Origin of the sequence: Pseudomonas viciae (assembly GCF_004786035.1) — a bacterium.
Lineage (GTDB): Bacteria > Pseudomonadota > Gammaproteobacteria > Pseudomonadales > Pseudomonadaceae > Aquipseudomonas > Aquipseudomonas viciae.
In genome coordinates this window covers 3373363-3393587 of the sequence record NZ_CP035088.1, presented here as the reverse complement: position 1 = coordinate 3393587, position 20225 = coordinate 3373363, and the positions used below count along the sequence as shown (strand labels likewise).

The following is a 20225-nucleotide window of genomic DNA, read 5'->3' as shown; positions in this document are numbered from 1 at the left end:
CCTGGGCATAACATGGCGGAAGACGCACCATTTGCATGTTATAGCTGCATATAACGCCACCTATTCACGCCAGGGCCCGGCAATGTCTACACCTGACCTCAATCTGCTTGTCACCCTTGATGTGCTGTTGTCTGAAGGCAGCGTGGCCAAGGCCGCTCGGCGCCTGCGCCTCAGCCCGTCCGCGATGAGCCGGGCGCTGGCGCGGCTGCGTGAAACCACTGGCGACCCCTTGTTGGTGCGGGCCGGGCGGGGCTTGGTGCCCACGCCGCGTGCGCTGGAATTGCGCGAGCAGGTCAGTCAACTGGTCCAGGATGCCCAGGCGCTGCTGCGTCCGGTGCAGGCCCCGGATCTTGGGCGGTTGAGCCGGACCTTTACGCTGCGCACCCGCGAGGGCTTTGTGGAAAATTTCGCGCTCGACCTGATCGCCCGCATCAACGAACAAGCGCCCGGCGTACGGCTGCGTTTCGTTGAAAAGACCAACAACGACAGCACCGCGCTACGCGAGGGCAGCGTGGATCTGGAGACGGCCGTGGTAAACAAGGACACCAGCCCGGAGTTGCGAACCCAGGCGTTGTTTGGTGACCGTTTGATTGGCGTGGTGCGCGCGGGTCACCCGCTAAGCCTGGCCGAGGTGAGCGCCGCCCGTTACGCGGCGGGCGGGCACATCGGCGTGTCGATGCGCGGTCTGGATCAAGGGCCCATCGACCAGGCCCTGGAGTCGTTAAGCCTGTCACGGGAAATCGTCACCACCGTCCCAGGTTTTTCCTCGGCGTTGGGGCTCGCCCGATCCAGCGACCTGATCGCCAGCGTACCCGAGCGCTACACCGCCAGCCTGCGCGTCGGCATGCACAGTTTTGCGCTGCCGTTTGCGGTGCCGGCCTTCACGATAGCCATGCTCTGGCATCCGCGGATGGAGGCCGACCCGGTACATCGTTGGTTCCGTGGTTGTTTGCGAGAAGTCTGTGCACGCAAAACCATAGAGATTTAGTAGATATTCATTAGTGGCATTTCGCTGGCACTTAGTTGGCGGAAGTGCGATGTCGTGCACAAATTGATAGTTATCGATATCTAATATTTAAATAGAGTTTTGTCCGACAATCTTCAGTCTGGTCATTTAAATACCTGCACTAACGACAGGGAAGCCTATTGTTTATAGGCGTTAAAGGCCTGGTGCTGCAATTGAGTGGAAAAAATCGCTAGACGTTTGATTTCCAATTGTGTCAGCTTTCTTACGTCCTCATTGGGCGAGTGATAGGACGATCTCGCCAGAGATTGTCTGTCTGACTAAAGCTGTTCCATTGCAAACAAGGAAGTGTGTTTATGTCGAAAGCTAAAACCAACGCTATTGATTCTTCCGAACAACTGCTCTGGACGCCGCAACCCCTGGCGGCCTCCAGCAGTGCATTCAACCAGATCAATAGTTTCAGCCACCAATACGACCGCGGCGGTGACCTGACCGTCAACGGCAAACCGTCGTACTCCGTCGACGAGGCGGCCACTCAGTTGCTGCGCGACGGCGCGGCTTATCAAGACCGGGACGGCAGCGGCAAGATCGAGCTGACCTACACCTTCCTCACGTCTGCCTCCTCGAGCACCATGAACAAGCACGGGATCAGCGGTTTCAGTCAGTTCAGTGCCCAGCAGAAAGGCCAGGCAGCCTTGGCCATGCAATCCTGGGCAGACGTAGCCAACGTGACCTTCACCGAGAAGTCCAGCGGCGGCGACGGTCACATGACTTTCGGTAACTACAGCGGTGGTCAGGACGGTGCAGCGGCGTTTGCCTATTTGCCGGGGACCGGCGCCGGTTATGACGGGACGTCCTGGTACCTGATCAACAGCAGCTACACGCAGAACAAGAACCCGGACCTGAACAATTACGGGCGCCAAACCCTGACCCACGAAATTGGCCATAGCCTGGGCCTGGCCCACCCCGGCGACTACAACGCTGGCGAAGGCAGCCCGACTTACGATGACGCTACCTACGGGCAAGACACCCGTGGCTACAGCATCATGAGCTACTGGAGTGAAAGCAATACCGACCAGAACTTCAGCAAGGGCGGGGTCGAGGCCTATGCGTCGGGGCCGCTGATGGATGACATCGCGGCCATCCAGAAGCTCTACGGCGCCAACACCACCACCCGAACCGGCGATTCGACCTACGGCTTCAACTCCAACACCGGTCGCGACTTCTACAGCGCATCCTCATCCTCGGACAAAGTGGTGTTCTCGGTTTGGGATGCCGGTGGTCGCGACACCCTGGATTTTTCCGGTTTCACCCAGAACCAGAAAATCAACCTCAATAGCGCCTCGTTCTCCGACGTTGGTGGCATGGTGGGTAATGTCTCCATCGCCCAGGGCGCAGTCATCGAAAACGCCATCGGCGGATCGGGCAGTGACTTGTTGATCGGCAACTCGGTGGCCAACGAACTCAAGGGTGGGGCCGGCAACGATATTCTTTGGGGCGCCGGGGGTGCGGACAAACTGTGGGGTGGTTCGGGCTCGGACACTTTCGTGTTCGCCGCCAGTTCCGACTCGCGACCCGGTACTGTCGATCAAATCCTCGACTTTGTCAGCGGCCTGGACAAGATCGACCTGACCGGCATCACCAAGGGCGCCGGCCTGCACTTCGTGAACGCGTTCACCGGTGCGGCAGGCGATGCGGTGCTGTCGACCTCCGGTGGCAACAGCCTGCTGTCGGTGGACTTCTCCGGGCATGGCGTGGCTGACTTCCTGGTCAGCACCGTCGGCCAGGCAGCGGTCTCGGATATCGTGGCCTGATAAACCGATCCCTGTAGGAGCTGCCGCAGGCTGCGATCTTTTGATCTTTCGCTTGAACCCAAGTGGCAGGGGAAAGATCGCGGGCTTCGCCAGCTCCTGCAGGTCACCGGTCAGGATTGTGAGATGAATAGATATCTAATGTCGTGTAGCTCCCAGGCAACCGCCTGGTTACTCGCTACATTGATGATGTTTTGTGGAGAAGTCGTCATGGCGCGCAGCCTGTTGTTAGCAGAACCTTCACAGTTGGCCGGTCAGTGGCTGGCCATTTTGTCGGACCCGCAGAACGACGGGCAAACCCAGGCGCTGCAGGACAAACCGTCCAACACTTGCCTCATCGAACTCAGGGCAGACCAGACGTTGGGTGGGCAAACCGAGTGCCTGGGCCACTGGCTGGGAGATGAACCGGTCCATTGGTTTACCGAACCCGATGGTCTTTCCCTGATTGGCAGGCAGAACTCGAGAGTGCATCTGGGATTGCGTAAGGAACATCACTACCAGGTCACTTTGAAATCCGGCCTGATACTCAGGCTTGAGCAAAATAAGCGCCCGACAGACCGTTAACAAATTGTTACATCTGCCGCAAGGCAAGACGCGTATGTTCAATCAGGCGTGCGCGTCGGACGGGGCCGATTTAATAATTAAAGATTGGTAGTGCATAACAGCCGGTTATCCGGCGAAGCCAACAGCAGGAAGATCCATGACTAAGAATCGGGGCGCTGTCGCCATACCGTTATTTAAAGCGCTGGGCGCTTATAAAAACATTCTGATCAGTGTCGGTTGTTTTACTGCACTGATTAATGTCCTGATGTTGGCACCGTCGATTTATATGTTGCAGGTGTATGACCGAGGGCTTTCCTCACAAAACGTAACTACCCTGGCGATGCTGTCATTGATGGTCGTCGGGTTCTTTGTGTTTATCGGGTTGCTGGAAATGGTGCGCAGCTTCATTGTCATCCGCATCGGCAGTCAGTTGGAAAGACGTTTCAATCTCCAGGTGTACAAGGCGGCGTTCGAGCGCAATCTGCTCCAGGGCGAGGGCAATGCCGGGCAGTCCCTGGGCGACCTGACCCATGTCCGCCAGTTTGTCACCGGACCCGCATTGTTCGCATTCTTCGACGCGCCATGGTTCCCCATCTACCTGCTGGTGATTTATCTGTTCAACGTCTGGCTCGGCGTGTTCGCCACCGTCGGCACGTTGTTGTTGATTGGCCTGGCCTGCCTGAATGAACTCATGACCAAAAAACCGTTGGGGCAGGCCAGCGTCTACTCGCAACGCTCCAGCCAACTGGCCACCAGCCATTTGCACAACGCCGAGACCATCCAGGCCATGGGCATGCTCGACGCGCTGCGCAGCCGCTGGTTTGCCGTGCACTCGCGGTTTCTCGGCTTGCAGAACCAGGCCAGCGACACCGGCGCGGTGATCAGTTCCGTGAGCAAAACCCTGCGCCTGTGTCTGCAATCCCTGGTGCTGGGGTTGGGCGCGCTGTTGGTGATCAAGGGCGAGATGACCGCCGGGATGATGATTGCCGGCTCGATCCTGATGGGCCGGGTGCTGAGCCCCATCGACCAGTTGATTGCCGTGTGGAAGCAGTGGAGCGGGGCCAAGCTCGCCTATCGCCGTCTCGATGCGCTGTTGCAGGCTTACCCGGCACAGGATGATGCAATGGCATTGCCGCCGCCCAAGGGCCAGGTGAGTTTCGAGCAGGTGAGCGCCGGCCCGCCGGGGCAACGCAACGCGACGTTGCAGCAGGTCAGCTTCAGCCTGGCGGCCGGGGAAGTGCTCGGGGTGCTGGGGGCTTCGGGCTCCGGTAAATCCACCCTGGCTCGTGTGCTGGTCGGCGTATGGCCGACGCTGGGGGGAACGGTGCGGCTCGATGGGGCCGACATCCACCGCTGGAATCGTGAGCAGCTCGGCCCGCACATCGGCTATCTGCCCCAGGACATCGAGCTGTTCAGCGGCAGCATCGCCGAGAACATCGCCCGCTTTCGCGAAGCCGACCCGCAGAAAACTGTCGCCGCCGCGCAACAGGCCGGTGTGCATGAACTGATCCTGCGCATGCCCCAAGGCTACGACACGGTGTTGGGGGAGGACGGCAGTGGGTTGTCGGGCGGACAGAAGCAAAGGGTGGCCCTGGCCCGGGCGATGTACGACCGACCGAGCCTGGTGGTGCTCGACGAGCCCAACTCCAACCTCGACACGGTCGGTGAAGCGGCGCTGGCCAGTGCCATCGCGCAAATGAAGGCACAAGGCACCAGCGTCGTGCTGGTGACCCATCGCTCCTCGGCGCTGGCCCAGGCCGACAAGCTACTGGTGCTCAACGAAGGCCGGCTGCAGGCCTTCGGCCCGAGTCAGGAAGTGCTGCGGGCGCTGTCTGGCCAATCGGAGACGCCACAACGGGACCGAACACCCAACGGATTGAGCATGAGCCGTCAGTACCAGACTGCCAACAAGCCCAGCGGCGCATGAGCAAGGATCGCGACATGAACCTCGAACATTCTCAAATCCTCGAGCGTCCCGAACACGGCGCGCGGTTTTTCACCCGTCTGGGCTGGGTACTGGCGATTGTGGGGGCGGGGAGTTTTTTCACCTGGGCCAGCCTGGCGCCGTTGGATCAGGGCATACCCGTGCAGGGCACCGTGGTGGTGTCCGGCAAGCGCAAAGCCGTGCAGTCGATGAGTGCCGGTGTGGTCAGCCGGATCCTGGTGCGCGAAGGCGAGGCGGTGAAGCAGGGCCAGCCGTTGTTTCGTCTCGACCAGACCCAGGCCGCCGCCGACGTGCAATCGCTGCAAGCCCAGTACCGGATGGCCTGGGCCAGCTTGTCGCGCTGGCAAAGCGAGCGGGACAACCTCGGGCAAGTGAGCTTCCCGACGCAACTGAGCCACGACCCGGACCCGCGACTGGCGCTGGTGCTCGAAGGCCAGCGGCAACTGTTCAGCAGCCGCCGCGAAGCGTTTGCCCGGGAACAATCCGCGTTGCGCGCCAATATCGAAGGTGCCACGGCACAACTGGCGGGTATGCGCCGGGCCCGCGGTGACCTCAGTGCCCAGGCCGACTCCCTGCGCCTGCAACTGGGTAACCTGCAACCCCTGGCGGACAACGGTTACATCCCGCGCAACCGCTTGCTCGACTACCAACGCCAGCTGTCGCAAGTGCAGCAGGAACTGGCGCAGAACAGCGGCGAAAGTGGGCGGGTGGAGCAGGGCATCGTCGAGTCCCGGCTGAAGCTGCAGCAACACAACGAGGAATACCAGAAAGAAGTGCGCAGCCAATTGGCCGAGGCCCAGCTCAAGAGTGAAACCCTGCAACAGCAACTGAAGTCCGCCGGGTTCGAGCTGCAACACAGCGAAATCCTCGCCACCGCCGACGGCATCGCCGTCAACCTCGGGGTACACACCGAAGGCGCGGTGGTGCGCCAAGGCGATACCTTGCTGGAAATCGTCCCCCAAGGCACGCGACTGGAGGTCGAAGGGCACTTGCCAGTGCACCTGATCGACAAGGTCGGCACCCATTTGCCGGTGGACATCCTGTTCACCGCGTTCAACCAGAACCGCACGCCACGGGTGTCGGGGGAGGTCAGCCTGGTGTCGGCCGACCAGATGCTCGATGAGAAAACCGGCGCGCCGTACTATGTGCTGCGCAGCAGCGTCAGCGACGTGGCGATGGAAAAGCTCAACGGCCTGGTGATCAAGCCTGGCATGCCGGCGGAGATGTTCGTGCGCACGGGCGAGCGCTCGCTCCTCAACTACTTGTTCAAACCGTTGCTCGACCGAGCCGGCTCTGCATTGACCGAAGAATAAGGATGTTTGTGGGTATGAAGCGCTTTTACAGGCTCGCTGCGTTGACGGCGGCTGTCTGCAATAACGTCTGGGCCATGGGCCCGTTCGACGTCTACGAACAGGCGTTGCGCAATGACCCGGTGTATCTGGGAGCGATCAAGGAGCGTGACGCGGGCCTGGAAAACCGCGCCATTGGCCGCGCCGGGCTGTTGCCACAGCTGGGCTACAGCTACAACAAGGGCCGCAACAAATCCAAGGTCACCTACCTCAACGAACGCGGCGCCAGCCAGCATGATGACCGCAACTACAGCAGCTATGGCTCCAGCCTGACCCTGCAACAACCGTTGCTGGACTACGAAGCCTATGCGGCCTACCGCAAAGGCGTGGCCCAGGCGCTGTTCGCCGATGAAAGCTTTCGCGGCAAGAGCCAGGAGCTGCTGGTGCGGGTGCTTAGCTATTACACCCAGGCGCTTTTCGCCCAGGACCAGATCGACATCGCCCAGGCCAAGAAAAAAGCTTTCGAACAGCAGTTTCGCCAGAACGAGCACATGTTTCGCCAAGGCGAGGGCACGCGCACCGACATCCTCGAGGCCGAGTCGCGCTATGAATTGGCAACCGCCGAGGAAATCGAGGCCCGCGACGAGCAAGACGCCTCGTTGCGTGAGCTTGGCGCGCTGATTGGCGTCCCGGCCCTGGACATCGGCGACCTTGCGCCCCTGAATGACACCTTCCAGACCTTCCCCCTGCAGCCAGCCAACTTCGACACCTGGCACGAACTGGCGGTGAGCAACAACCCGAACCTGGCGTCCCAGCGGCAAGCCGTGGACGTGGCGCGCTTCGAGGTCGAACGCAACCGCGCCGGGCACCTGCCCAAAGTCAGCGCCTACGCGACGATGCGCCAGAACGAGTCGGAAAGTGGCAACACCTATAACCAACGCTACGACACCAACACCATCGGCCTGGAAGTCAGCGTGCCGCTGTACGCCGGTGGCGGCGTTTCGGCCTCGACCCGCCAGGCCAGCCGCAGCATGGAACAGGCCGAGTACGAACTGGACGCCAAGACCCGCGAAACCCTGATCGAACTGCGCCGTCAGTTCAGCGCCTGCGTTTCAGGCGTGAACAAACTGCGGGCCTACCAGAAAGCCCTGAGCTCCGCCGAAGCGCTGGTGGTCTCGACCCGGCAAAGCATCCTTGGCGGCGAGCGGGTCAACCTCGACGCGCTCAATGCCGAACAACAGCTCTACACCACCCGCCGCGACCTGGCCCAGGCCCGCTACGACTACCTCATGGCCTGGACCAAATTGCATTACTACGCAGGCACCTTGGGGCCCCAGGACCTGGCGAAAGTGGATGAGGCGTTTGTGTCCCGAACACAGTGATCCATTGCTTTTGTGGCAAGGGAGCTGGTTACAACCTGGTTTTAGCATTCCAACAACAAAAAGAGAGCAACAACCATGGGTATCTACGATTACAAGAACCTCGGCACCCTTGAGTCCAAAGCATTGGTCAGCGATGCGATGGCGATCATGCTGTATTCCTATCACAACCTGGACCACGGTTTTGCCGCCGGGTATCAGCACAACGGCTTTGGCGCAGGCCTGCCGGCGACCCTGGTCACCGCGCTGCTTGGCGGCACCGATTCCCAAGGGGTGATTCCCGGCGTGCCGTGGAACCCCGACTCGGAAAAGCTCGCTTTGGAAGCGGTGCAGAAGGCCGGTTGGACGCCCATCAGTGCCACGCAACTGGGCTACACCGGCAAGGTGGATGGACGTGGGACGTTCTTCGGCGAGAAGGCCGGCTACACCACCGCGCAAGTGGAGATCCTTGGCAAGTACGACGCCGATGGGCAACTGAAGGAAATCGGTGTGTCGTTTCGCGGTACCAGTGGCCCACGGGAAAACTTGATTGGCGACTCCATTGGCGACGTGATCAGCGATTTACTGGCAGCTTTTGGACCGAAGGATTACGCAAAGAACTACGTTGGCGAGGCCTTCGGTAACCTGCTCGCAGACGTCGCCAAGTTTGCCCAGGCCAATGGCCTGACGGGCAAGGACGTGTTGGTCAGCGGTCACAGCCTGGGCGGACTCGCGGTAAATAGCCTGGCGGACTTGAGCGCCAGCAAATGGTCAGGCTTCTATGACAGCGCCAACTACATCGCCTATGCCTCGCCAACCCAGAGCAGCACCGACAAGGTATTGAACATCGGTTACGAAAACGACCCGGTATTCCGCGCCCTGGACGGCTCCACGTTCAATCTCTCGTCGGTGGGCGTGCACGATGGGCAACAGGAATCGGCCACTAACAACATCGTCAGTTTCAACGACCACTACGCCTCGGCAACATGGAACGTGCTGCCGTTTTCCATCCTCAACATCCCCACCTGGATTTCCCACCTGCCCACCGGTTATGGCGATGGCATGGGCCGGATCCTCGACTCGGCGTTCTACGACCTCACCGAAAAGGATTCCACTATCATCGTCGCCAATCTGTCTGACCCGGCGCGCAGCAATACGTGGGTGCAAGACCTCAACCGCAACGCCGAGAGCCACACCGGCAGCACCTTCATCATTGGCAGCGACAGTAATGATCTGATCCAGGGTGGCCAAGGCAGCGACTACCTGGAAGGCCGCGCCGGCAACGATACCTTTCGTGATGGCGGTGGCTACAACGTGATAGTGGGCGGGCAGGGCAGCAACAGCTTGCAACTGCAGCAGTCGGTGAAAAACTTCAGTTTTGCCAATGATGGGGCTGGCACGCTGTATATGCGCGATGCCCATGGCGGGATCAGCATCACTCGCGACATCGGCACGGTTGTCAGTAAAGAGCCCGGATTGTTCTGGGGATTGCTCAAGGACGAGGTGAGCCACAGTGTCACCGCCAATGGCTTGCTGGCCGGCGGCAAGCTGACGGCCTATGCGACCTCGGTCAATGGCAGCGCGGCGAACGATACGTTGCAGGCCCGGGCGACCGGCGATTGGTTGTTCGGCCATGACGGCAACGATGTGCTGATGGGTGGCGCGGGCCACGATACCTTCGTCGGCGGCGCGGGCAATGACCTGATGCAGTCAGGCGGCGGCAACGACACCTTCATCTTCAACGGGGCGTTCGGCCAGGACCGGATCAGCGGTTATGAGGCGGGGGACAAACTGGTGTTCCTCGGCGTCCAGGGCGCCGGGGCGGGTTACGACTACAGCCAGCACATGACCCAAGTGGGCAGCGACACACTGCTCAAGGTCGGCGACAGTTCCGTGACCCTGGTGGGTGTGGGTTTGGGGCAGGTGGGAGGCGAAGGCATCGTGTTCGCCTGACATCGGGGGGAACCCAGGATCTGTGAGTCCCCAAGAACCAGTGTGGGAGCGGGCTTGCTCGCGAATGCGGCGGCACATTCAGCATGGATGCAAGCTGACATACCGCTTTCGCGAGCAAGCCCGCTCCCACAGGTGGGTGAATGCAGGATTTGAACGCGAGCCTCTGAGAGGGCTCGCACAGGATCAGTCTTCCTGGCGAATCGTCGCCACATCATCGGCGCGGACCCGGACTTTCTTGCCGGAAATGTCTTCGAATTCGTAGAAGCCGTCGGCGGTGCGGGTATTTGGGGTGTCCTTGGTCAAATACTGGGTACCGTTCTGCAAGGTCACCACGGTGGGCGAGGCGCAGCCGGCCAGAGCCAGGAATGCTACGGCGGCCAGGGGCAAGCCCAAAAACCTGATGTTCATATCCATAACCTCTCAATCAAAAGTACGTGGACAGCTGATTCGACCACGCCATCATCTTAGTCAACCGCCATTGGTCTCGCTTGCCGTAGGAAAGTTCATCGATGAACGAGGGATTTCACCTCTAAATTTAGGAGACCGCTCATCTTTTGCAGTTGCCTGGGCCGGTCGTAGCTGTTATCTGTACGCATAACCAGTACTTCAGCATCCGTGGCGCTTCTCTCCTTGACAGCCAATCCGCTCGACGACCCCTTTTACTACCTGAACAACTTTCAGCGAGTGCTCGCCTGGCTGGCGCAACGCTATGCCGATGTACTCAGCGCTGAAGAGCAGCGGTTTATCGATGACTTCGCGACGTTGCCTCGTGCGGCCCAGGGCTTGCTGGTGCGGATGGTGATGCGCAAGGGATCAAGGTTCCGCCATAGCAAGCTGCACTACCCGGAAATCGGTGACATCGGCACCGCCGTCGAACCCTTGCTGACGCTGGGCTGGGTCGAGGAACAGGCGCCCCTGGAGCTTGTCGAGCTGTTCGACGTGCTGCTCAAGGCGGAAATCCTCCAGTGCCTGGGCCATCTGATCGAACAACCCAAGGCGAAAAAGACCGAATGGCTCCAGTCCCTCGATGGCCATTTCAGTCAACCCCAGGCGTTTCGTGCCTGGTGTCCGCAGCTTGAAGACCGCTTGTACAGCCTGACGATCATGAACCTCTGCGACCGATTGCGGCTGATGTTCTTCGGCAACCTCTACCAGGACTGGTCGGAGTTCGTGCTGGCGGACCTGGGTATTTTCACCTACGAAACCGTTGAGTTCAGTGCTGAGTCCCGCGGCTTGCGCAGCCGCGAGGACGTCGACGCCTACCTGTTCCTGCACCAATGCCAGCAGCGCTTCGAAGCCGGCGACCCGCTTGAAGACATCGTCGCTCAAGTCAATGCCCTGGCCCTGGACAATCCGTGGCTGGAGCGGCGCCGGGGCAAGTTGTTGTTTCAGATCGGTCAGCATGGCGAACGTATCGGCGACTTCACCTTGGCCTTGTGCATCTATCGCGGCTGTAGTTATCCCGGCGCACGGTTGCGAATGATCCGCGTGTTGGAGCGCATTGGCGAGTACGCCCTGGCTCTTGAGTTGGGCGAAGCGGCGGTGCAATCGCCGCAAAGTGCCGCCGAAACCCAGGCGCTGCTCAGGATTGTGCCCCGGCTGCGACGCAAGCTCGGCGGGCCGCCGGTACCGCGAGCCATGGCCCGGGAGATGGAGCGGCTGGACCTGCAACTGCCGCGGGTCGATCCGGCCTTGTCAGTGGAGTATCACGTCCAGGCCCATTTGCACGACGAAGCCGCACCGGTGCATTACGTCGAGAACAGCCTGATCAATTCGCTGTTCGGCCTGCTGTGTTGGCCGGCGATTTTTGCGCCGTTGCCAGGGGCGTTTTTCCACCCGTTCCAGCGCGGACCGGTCGACTTGCTCAGCGAAGATTTCCATGCCCGCCGCGCCGATCTGTTCGCAGCCTGTTTCGCCGAGCTGGACGATGGCCGCTATCGAGACACCATCGGCCGCCGTTTCGTCGAAAAGTGGGGCGTGCAGTCGCCTTTCGTGTTCTGGGGCGCGTTGTCCGAAGAGCTGTTGAATCAGGCGCTCGCTTGCCTGCCGGCCGAACACCTCAAGCACTGGTTCAGCCGCTTGCTGCTGGACATCAAGGCCAACCGCGCCGGCATGCCGGACCTGATCCAGTTCTGGCCGCAGCACAAGACCTACCGGATGATCGAAGTCAAAGGCCCCGGCGATCGCCTGCAAGACAATCAACTGCGCTGGCTGGAGTTCTGCCAGGAACACCAGATGCCCGTCGCCGTTTGCTACGTGCAATGGGCGGAGCAGGGCGCATGAGCCCGACGCCGAGCTACACCATTGCCGTGCGGGCGCTGTGTGAGTTCACCGCCAAGGTGGGCGACCTTGACCTGCGCTTCACGCCGTCGCCGACGGCCCTGGAAGGCATTGCTGGCCATCGCACCGTGGCCTCACGGCGCAGCGAGGGTTACCAGGCTGAAGTCAGCCTCGAAGGCCACTACCAAACGTTGAAAGTCAAAGGCCGGGCCGACGGTTATGATCCGACCCGTCACTGCCTCGAAGAAGTGAAGACCTACCGGGGTGACTTGAGCAAGCAACCGGCCAATCACCGCCAGTTGCATTGGGCCCAGGCGAAAATCTACGCCTGGCTGATGTGCCAAAAACTACAGTTGCCGCGCATCGATGTCGCCTTGGTGTATTTCGACATCGTCAGCGAAAAGGAAACCTGCCTCACCCAAGACTTCGAAGCGGAGCAACTCCAGGCTTTTTTTGAAGAGCAGTGCGCGCTGTTCCTGGCCTGGGCCGAACAGGAAATGACCCACCGCCAGGCGCGCAACCGCGGCGCACAGGCGCTGGTCTTTCCCCATGCCGGCTTCAGGCCAGGGCAACGGCACTTGGCCGAGTCGGTGTTCAAGGCGGTCAGCACCGGCCGCTGCCTCATGGCCCAGGCGCCCACCGGGATCGGCAAGACCGTTGGCACGCTGTTCCCGATGCTCAAGGCCCTGGCGCCACAACAACTGGACAAGGTGTACTTCCTCACGGCGAAAACCCCGGGGCGCAAGTTGGCCTTGGATGCCGCCCAGGTCATCACTCGCAGTGCACCGTCGATGCCGTTGCGGGTGCTGGAGATGATCGCCCGGGACAAGGCCTGCGAACATCCGGACAAAGCCTGCCATGGCGAGTCCTGCCCGCTGGCCCGCGGGTTCTATGACCGTCTGCCGGGTGCCCGGGCGGCCGCGAGCCAGGTCACGTTGCTGGATCAGGCGGCGTTGCGCGATATCGCCCTGGCCCATTCAGTCTGCCCGTATTACCTCAGCCAGGAAATGGCCCGTTGGGCGGACGTGGTGGTGGCTGACTACAACTATTATTTCGACTTCAGCGCCTTGCTTTTCGGCCTGGCCCAGGCCAATGGCTGGACCGTCGCGACCCTGGTGGACGAAGCCCACAATCTGGTGGAGCGGGGGCGGCAGATGTACAGCGCGACGCTTGACCAGTCGACGCTGGCAGCGGTGCGCAAGACCGCGCCTGAACCGTTGAAGAAATCCCTGGAGCGGGTCAATCGTCAGTGGAACGCTTTGCATGGGGCGCAGGTGGCGGTTTATCAGGCGTATGAAAAACCGCCGGAGAAACTGCTCCAGGCTTTGGCCACTTGTACCACCGCCATCGGCGACTACCTCAATGACCATCCCCAGGGCCTGGACAGCGCATTGCAGGGTTTTTACTTCGAAGCCTTGCAGTTTGGCCGGGTGGCGGAAGCCTTCGACGAGCAGTTTCTGTTCGACATCCATACCCGCGAATCTGGCCGGCAGCGCAAGCTGTCCACCCTGTGCCTGCGCAACGTGGTGCCGGCCGGTTTCCTGCGACCGAGGCTGAAGGCGGCCCGCAGCAGCGTGCTGTTTTCCGCGACCCTGAGCCCTCGGCATTATTACGCTGACCTGTTGGGCACGCCGGCGGATACGGTGTGGATCGATGTCGAGTCGCCGTTCCAGGCCGAACAGTTGGATGTCCAGGTGGTCAGTCGGATTTCCACGCGTTTTGCCCATCGCCAGGCGTCCCTGGAGCCCATCGTCGCCTTAATGGCCCGACAGTTCAGCGAGCGTCCCGGCAACTACCTGGCCTTCTTCAGCAGCTTCGATTACCTGCAACAGGTGGCCGGACTGTTTGCCGAGCGGCACCCGCAGATTGCTACCTGGGCGCAATCTCGCGGCATGGGCGAAGCACCTCGGCAGGCCTTCCTTGAACGATTCATGGAGCACAGCCAGGGCATTGGTTTTGCGGTGCTGGGCGGGGCGTTCGGGGAGGGTATTGATTTGCCGGGCGCGCGCCTGATCGGTGCGTTCATCGCCACGTTGGGGCTGGCGCAGTTCAACCCGGTCAATGAGCAGATGAAGCAGCGCATGGCGGCGATTTTCGGTGACGGCTATGACTACACCTACCTGTATCCCGGCTTGCAGAAAGTGGTGCAGGCGGCAGGTCGGGTCATCCGCACCCAGCAGGATCGCGGGGTGGTGATGCTGATTGATGATCGGTTCGGCGAAGCGAGGGTGCAGCACTTGTTGCCGAGTTGGTGGTCAGTTACTCAAGAGGCGCACAACTCGCCCTCCCACCAATAGTTTTTCCTGATGCAGCGCTTGCCTCATACTTCGCAAAAATCCACACGGATGCCCCGGCCAAAATGCTTGAGAATGTCATCAAGACCACACGTGCTAATGAGGAACAGCGCTTTCGTCTGCTCATCGACGCCGTGGTTGACTACGCCATCTACATGACCGATCCCACGGGCATCATCACCAGCTGGAACTCTGGGGCGCGACGGTTCAAGGGGTATGAAGAGGCCGAGATCCTGGGCCAGCATTTTTCCCGCTTCTACACCGACCAGGATCGCGCCGATGGCCTGCCACAACGGGCGCTGGACACGGCCGTGCGCGAGGGGCGTTTCGAGGGTGAGGGCTGGCGTGTTCGCAAGGACGGCACGCTGTTCTGGTCCCACGTGGTCATTGACCCGATCATCGACAGCCAGAGCGGCGAGCTGCTCGGGTTCGCCAAGATTACCCGCGACCTGACCGATCGCAAGATGGCCGAAGAAACCCTCAAGCAAAGCGAGCAGCAGTTTCGCCTGCTGGTGCAAAGCGTCACCGATTACGCGATCTACATGCTCGACCCGGACGGCCAGGTGACCAACTGGAACCAGGGCGCGCAGCGGATCAAAGGATACCTTCCGACAGAGGCCATCGGCCGGCATTTTTCGATGTTTTATACCCCAGAGGATCGCGACGCCGGTGAGCCACAGCGAGCGCTGAGCATCGCCGCCAGCGTCGGGCGTTTCGAGAAAAAGGGCTGGCGTGTGCGCAAGGATGGCACGCGGTTCATGGCGCACGTGGTCATCGATGCGATCCGCAGCGATACCGGTACGCTGCTGGGTTTTGCCAAGATCACCCGTGACATCACTGACGCCACTCAGGCGCAGCAGGCCCTCGAACAGACCCGTGAAGCGCTGTTCCAGTCCCAGAAGCTGCAGGCCGTCGGCCAACTCACCGGCGGCATCGCCCATGACTTCAATAACTTGCTGACGGTGATCCTTGGCAACTTGGAGATCGTGCGCAAGCGCATGCCCTGTGACCCTAAACTTGCCCAATTGCTGGACAATGCCACCCAGGGCGCGATGCGTGGTGTTTCGCTGACCCAGCGCATGCTGGCGTTTGCCCGCAGGCAAAAACTGACGTCCGAATCGGTCGAGTTGTCGGCGCTGGTGCGAGGGCTCAGCGGCCTGCTGCAAAGCTCCATGGGCCCTTCGATACACATCCAGGCCGACTTCGCCGAGGCGCTGTCGCCGGTGTGGGCCGATGTCAACCAATTGGAGCTGGCGATCCTCAATCTGGCGACCAATGCCCGGGACGCCATGCCCCACGGCGGTCGAATTGTGATTGCCGCCGATGAACGCCTGGGTAGCGAGGCCGGGCCGGACAAGCCAATGGCCCCCGGTCGCTACATTTGCCTGTCGATCACCGATGAAGGCGAGGGCATGGATGAACAGACGCTGACCTCGGCCGTGGACCCGTTCTTCACCACCAAGGGCGTTGGCAAGGGGACCGGCCTGGGATTGTCCATGGTGCATGGCCTGGCCGAGCAATTGGGCGGCCGCCTGACGCTCAAGAGCCAGAAAGGCATAGGCACCATCGCCGAGTTGTGGCTACCGGTGGCTGAAAGTTCGGCGCCAGACAAAGCAATAACCCAAGAGCCGGCATCGCAGCCGGTGCATGAGTTGCTGGTGTTGGTGGTCGACGATGACAGCCTGGTGCTGACCTCCACCCGTTTGTTGATCGAAGACCTGGGGCACCGGGTCCTTTGCGCGCCGTCGGGGCCACAGGCGCTGGAGCTGTATAAACACAATCAGGACATCGACCTGGTGATCACCGACATGGCCATGCCGCAGATGGACGGCGCGCAGTTGGCGAAATTACTCCGTGATAAGCAACCGACCCTGCCGATCATCCTCGCCACCGGTTACGCCGAGCGCCTGGAAGGCTTCGCCACGCAACTGCCACGGCTGACCAAGCCGTTCAAGCAGATTGATCTGGTGCAGATTATTGGGCAGACGATGAAGTAACAGGATCTGATGTCCCCCCTGTGGCGAGGGCGCTTGCTCCCTCGCCACAGGGGGGCGGTTTCGGCCTCCGGTCCATTGGCTTGAACTTGCCCCGCATCGGGCTCTTCTAACGAGTCCGAATCATCATCGAGGCACAGCCCACGCAATGCCCAGAATACTCACCGGCCCAACCCCGGAAGCTGAACTCACCGAACACAACGCCAAGCTGTTCGGGTCCCCCAAGGAGCGGCTGGATTTTTATCGCCGGGAAATCCAGTACGAAACCAGCATTCTGGCCAATCGCACCGATGCCTACCTGGCCGCCCAATCCTTCCTGGTGATCGCCTTTGCCTCGTGCATGGCCAACCTGAACCCGGAGTGGGGCAAGTTGTTCACCTTGATCGTGCCGCCATTCCTGGCCTTGCTGGGGTTCTTGAGTTCGCTCAATGCCTGGCCGGGCATTCGCGCGGCCTACGAGATCATTGATCACTGGCATTTCAAACAAAGCGAATTGCTGCGTGCCGAACCACTGATGGGCCTGGCCTACGACGACTCGCCACTGTTCAGCGAGCGGGAGTCGACCCACAAGGGTTATCGCAAGTCGCTGCTGTTTTCAGTGCGCACACCGTGGATCTTTGCCACGTTCTGGGTGCTCCTTGGGGGGTATTCGATCTTTATCCAGGTGACCAATCCCGGAGGTTGAGGCCAAGGCTCAGTTCGATTTCTTATGGCGCTCATACCATGCCAATGTGGGCTGTGTACTGAGCCCGTGAACCAGAATGCTCAAGGCCACCACCGACAGCGTCAGGTTGATGCACAGCTGCGCGACCTGCGGCTGCAAATCATGGTTCAGGGCATAGAACAGATAAAACAGACTGCCGATACCGCGTATGCCAAACCAACCGATCAACAGCCGTTGTGGCCCGTCCAGCAGCCGTCCCCACGGCATCGCCAGGACGCTCAACGGGCGGATGACGGCAAACAGTAGGGCGCCAATGGCCAAGGCCCGCCAGTCCCAATGGTTGGCCAGCACCACCCCGAGCAGCGTGACCAGGAACACTTCCATGGAACGCTCCACCAGGCTACCGAACGCCAGCATGTCGCTCATCATCACGCCTGCGGCCACCTGGCCTTCGTCCAGGGACTCGGTATCTCCCAGGACGGCTTGCCGGGGATCCGCGGCTTCGTGGCCCACCACGGGTTGCACCCGGTGTTCGGCCGGCGTTGCGTCGCCGTCGGTGGACTGCACCTCGGCTTGACGCAGGCCCAGCCCGGCGGCGAACACCGAAAGAAAACCATAGCCCTGGACCGCCTCGGCGGCGACATAGGCCAGGGCAATCAACGCCAGGGCCAGGTAGTCATTGGGTGACAGGGTGCTGTCGGCATTCTTGATGCGCATCGACAAGGTCAGCTTGCCAATGCCACGGCCCATCCAATAGCCGATCAGCAAGCCGGCCGGCACGGCCCACAACACATTGCGCAGGGCCCACTCGCCGAGAAAGCCGCTGCCGTCTTCGCGCAACATCAAAAGGCCAAGGATCACAAAGGGAAAGGCCGAGCCATCGTTCAATCCGGCTTCGCCAGACAGGCCGAAACGCACCCGGTCGTCATCCCGCGCATCGTTGACCTGTACCAACGCCGCCAGGACCGGGTCGGTGGGCGCGAGCATCGCGCCGATCAGCATCGACGCGCCCCAACTGAGGCCAAACAGATAATGCAACGCCAGGCACAGGCCGACGATGGACAGGATCATCACCGGCCCGGCCAAACCATAGGCCACACGCCAAGTCCGATCCTTGAGGGGCAGGCGCAGCTTGAGGCCGCTGACGAACAGCGAAAACACCACCGCCACTTCCGTGAGGTGCTCCATCCAGCCCGACGAGTCGGTGATGTCCAGCTTCAGCAGCTCCAATCCCAACGGCCCGATGGCGACACCCAGCACCAGGCACATCGCCGAGGTGGTGACCGGCATCCAGCGCAGGTAGGAAGACGTCAGGGCCAGGGTCAGCAACACGGCACCGAGCACCGCTACCCATACTGTGAAAATCATTGCTGCTCCTTGGGTAGCGAATTCGCCGCTCAATCGCTGACCGACACAAAACTGAGGGGATTTATCCCCGTCGGGCTGCGCGGCAGCCTCTGCACGCCACCAAGCCAAGCCTGATAATGCGCGTCGCCGGCGTTGGGGTTGCTGCGCAACCCGGCGGGGATAAATCCCCTCGACACAAGGGTGTGCACCTGCTGGCTGGTGGAGCGTGTTATCCATTCGAGGGTTGAAGCCAAGCGAGGGTTCCCCCCCAAACACCGTGGCTCCGTTTATCCGGCAGCTTTTCACCCCGAGGGAATTTTTCGTCGTTCTCAGCGCTCTGCAAAAGAAGAGACGTTCTGACTCAGCGTCCTGCAAAGAACCCAAGAGGCCCTTATGACTGCGCTGACAACCCTCCAATCCCGGCCTGCCACCGTGCAACCTGTCACTGATGCCGGGACAGTGCGCCAATGCTACGAACGACTGCTCCAGGGCGCCGACGATGCTGACAAACAAGCTGTCGCCCAAGCGTTTATTCAGCAGTGCGTTGAACAGGCCCAGGCATTGCCTCAAGAAATGCCCGACGACCCCACGGCCCTGCAAACCTGGGTCGAGCAACACAGCGCCGGCGTGGCTCGGCAATACGCCGAGTACCTGGAACGGCGCAAAGGCGGTGGTCCGCGGGAGTTTTTCAGCAGCAAGGCCCACGCCTTGTATTTCCTGCAAGCCGTGGCGCCCACCAAGCTCGTCGACGGCGCCTGGCTATATGGGGTACTCAAGCACTGGCACGACCATCGTTTCGAAGGGCTGTTGTGCACCTACCTGGAAGAACTGGGGGACGGCAACCCGGCGCAAAACCACGTGGTGATCTACCGCAAGCTGCTCGCCGAACATGGCCTGCAGGACGCACCGGACATCGCCGACGAACGCTACCTGCAAGGTGCTGTGCAACTGGCTTTGGGTTACGCCGGCGATGAGTACTTGCCCGAAGTCATCGGCTACAACCTGGGTTACGAACAACTGCCCTTGCACCTGTTGATCAGCGCTTATGAACTGAGCGAGCTGGACATCGATCCGTACTACTTCACCCTCCATGTGACCATCGACAACGCCAGCACCGGCCATGCCCACAAGGCCGTGCAATCGTTGATGCAATTGATGCCGATGGAAGCCGACCGCGAGTCTTTCTGGCGCCGGGTCACCCTGGGCTATCGCCTCAACGACCTGGGGCAGGGCAGCCGGACGATCATCGAGTCGTTCGACCTCTACCGCGAAGTGCTGGACATGCTCGAACGCAAACGCCCGTTCGGCCAGCACATGCATTCCGATTACTGCAAGTTCGAAGGCAAGACCGTCAACCAGTGGCTCTCGGCGCCGGGCCAACTGGAAGGCTTCCTGGCGGCAATGCAGGACAAGGGCTGGATCAAGCGTCACGAGGACCCACAGAACAGCCGTTTCTGGACGCTGATTGAAGGCGCGGGCGCGGCGATGTTTGGGGTGTTCAGCCCGTATGAAAAACAGTTGCTGCACGATTGGATCGCCGGCGACTGGTTGAAGGAAGGCGCACGCAACAGCCCACGGCGCAGCCAAGGGGCGGCCTGCGAGCCACAGATGCCGGTTGAAGATCCCGACGTACAGAACCTTCAGCAGACGCTGCAAGGGCAGGCGCCCGATGCGCGGATGCAGACCCTGATGCCCTGGCTTTCGGCCCGCTGCCACAGCCATCCGGCCGGGTTGCTGGCAACGCGTCGCTTTATCGAACTCAAATCCGTACTGCGCTAGGAGC

At 61.0% G+C, this 20225-nt stretch carries 14 protein-coding genes; 12 read left to right on the top strand and 2 right to left on the bottom strand.

From position 1 onward, the window contains the following. Positions 1–82 precede the first annotated feature (82 nt). The 7 genes from EPZ47_RS15200 to EPZ47_RS15170 all read left to right on the top strand — a co-directional run bounded on the left by EPZ47_RS15200 (position 83) and on the right by EPZ47_RS15170 (position 9863). Positions 83–988 (top strand): LysR family transcriptional regulator, encoded by a 906-nt coding sequence (locus tag EPZ47_RS15200; protein WP_135845542.1) that lies wholly within the window; start codon positions 83–85, stop codon positions 986–988. Between the two features lie 332 nt (positions 989–1320). Then, complete coding sequence (locus EPZ47_RS15195) at positions 1321–2778, top strand: serralysin family metalloprotease (protein WP_135845541.1); 1458 nt, start codon at positions 1321–1323, stop codon at positions 2776–2778. A gap of 138 nt (positions 2779–2916) precedes the next feature. Continuing rightward, the gene (locus tag EPZ47_RS15190; protein WP_135847997.1) at positions 2917–3339 is read left to right on the top strand and encodes an AprI/Inh family metalloprotease inhibitor; all 423 of its coding nucleotides are present in this window, start codon (positions 2917–2919) and stop codon (positions 3337–3339) included. 136 nt (positions 3340–3475) lie between these two features. Continuing rightward, positions 3476–5245, top strand: a complete 1770-nt coding sequence (locus EPZ47_RS15185) for a type I secretion system permease/ATPase (RefSeq protein ID WP_135845540.1) — start codon at positions 3476–3478, stop codon at positions 5243–5245. Then, positions 5242–6576, top strand: coding sequence for an HlyD family type I secretion periplasmic adaptor subunit (locus EPZ47_RS15180; RefSeq protein ID WP_135845539.1), 1335 nt, complete (start codon positions 5242–5244; stop codon positions 6574–6576). The genes EPZ47_RS15185 and EPZ47_RS15180 overlap by 4 nt, the downstream gene beginning before the upstream one ends. Before the next feature lie 14 nt (positions 6577–6590). Beyond that, complete coding sequence (locus tag EPZ47_RS15175; protein WP_135845538.1) at positions 6591–7934, top strand: TolC family outer membrane protein; 1344 nt, start codon at positions 6591–6593, stop codon at positions 7932–7934. A gap of 75 nt (positions 7935–8009) precedes the next feature. After that, on the top strand, positions 8010–9863 hold the full coding sequence (locus tag EPZ47_RS15170; RefSeq protein ID WP_135845537.1) for a polyurethane esterase: 1854 nt from the start codon (positions 8010–8012) through the stop codon (positions 9861–9863). Positions 9864–10046: 183 nt separating this feature from the next. Here the strand turns inward: EPZ47_RS15170 and EPZ47_RS15165 are convergent, their stop codons facing one another. Next, the gene (locus tag EPZ47_RS15165) at positions 10047–10271 is read right to left on the bottom strand and encodes a YgdI/YgdR family lipoprotein (RefSeq protein ID WP_135845536.1); all 225 of its coding nucleotides are present in this window, start codon (positions 10269–10271) and stop codon (positions 10047–10049) included. Between the two features lie 222 nt (positions 10272–10493). On the opposite strand from EPZ47_RS15165, the gene EPZ47_RS15160 reads away from it, so the two are divergent. The 4 genes from EPZ47_RS15160 (at position 10494) to EPZ47_RS15145 (ending at position 17116) form a co-directional block, all read left to right on the top strand. Further along, positions 10494–12146, top strand: a complete 1653-nt coding sequence (locus EPZ47_RS15160) for a VRR-NUC domain-containing protein (protein WP_135845535.1) — start codon at positions 10494–10496, stop codon at positions 12144–12146. Beyond that, the gene (locus tag EPZ47_RS15155; RefSeq protein ID WP_135845534.1) at positions 12143–14440 is read left to right on the top strand and encodes an ATP-dependent DNA helicase; all 2298 of its coding nucleotides are present in this window, start codon (positions 12143–12145) and stop codon (positions 14438–14440) included. The genes EPZ47_RS15160 and EPZ47_RS15155 overlap by 4 nt, the downstream gene beginning before the upstream one ends. A gap of 62 nt (positions 14441–14502) precedes the next feature. Then, a complete protein-coding gene (locus tag EPZ47_RS15150) occupies positions 14503–16434 on the top strand; it encodes a hybrid sensor histidine kinase/response regulator (RefSeq protein ID WP_135845533.1) in 1932 nt (643 codons plus the stop codon). Between the two features lie 145 nt (positions 16435–16579). After that, positions 16580–17116: a hypothetical protein gene (locus EPZ47_RS15145; protein ID WP_135845532.1), complete on the top strand. Its 537-nt coding sequence runs from the start codon at positions 16580–16582 to the stop codon at positions 17114–17116. Between the two features lie 9 nt (positions 17117–17125). Here the strand turns inward: EPZ47_RS15145 and EPZ47_RS15140 are convergent, their stop codons facing one another. Next, the gene (locus tag EPZ47_RS15140; protein ID WP_135845531.1) at positions 17126–18463 is read right to left on the bottom strand and encodes a cation:proton antiporter; all 1338 of its coding nucleotides are present in this window, start codon (positions 18461–18463) and stop codon (positions 17126–17128) included. A gap of 372 nt (positions 18464–18835) precedes the next feature. Here EPZ47_RS15140 and EPZ47_RS15135 point away from each other — a divergent pair, with 372 nt between their 5' ends. After that, positions 18836–20221 carry an iron-containing redox enzyme family protein gene (locus EPZ47_RS15135; RefSeq protein ID WP_135845530.1) on the top strand — a complete coding sequence of 462 codons (1386 nt, stop codon included), beginning with the start codon at positions 18836–18838 and terminating at the stop codon, positions 20219–20221. Positions 20222–20225: the final 4 nt, after the last annotated feature.